The organism is Methylobacterium mesophilicum, from assembly GCF_022179445.1.
Lineage (GTDB): Bacteria > Pseudomonadota > Alphaproteobacteria > Rhizobiales > Beijerinckiaceae > Methylobacterium > Methylobacterium mesophilicum.
In genome coordinates, this window is record NZ_BPQU01000115.1 from 1 (window position 1) to 274 (window position 274).

The 274-nt window shown below is 67.2% G+C and carries 1 protein-coding gene; it reads right to left on the reverse strand.

The window, feature by feature from the left end; all coding sequences use genetic code 11:
• Positions 1-274, reverse strand: a 274-nt coding sequence (locus tag MFF40_RS28445) for a Crp/Fnr family transcriptional regulator (RefSeq protein WP_238263171.1), incomplete at both ends; no start/stop codon positions are given.

Below are 274 nucleotides of genomic sequence, written 5' to 3' on the forward strand. Positions count from 1 at the left end.
TTGGCGCGATCCAGGATCGTGATCCGGGCTCGCTTTGCCCGGATCATGCCTTTCCCTTCCAGCACGTGGGTGGCCAAGGTCACCGTGGCGCGCTGCACCCCCAGCATCAGGGACAGGAACTCGTGCTTGAGGGGAAGCTCGTCGCCGTCGAGCCGGTCATGCGCGAGCAGGAGCCACCGCGCGAGGCGCTCCTCCACCGTGTAGCTGCCGTTCGAGAGCGCAGTCTGCGACAGGACGAGCAGGAAGGCCTGCACGTAGCGCATCAGCACGCCGG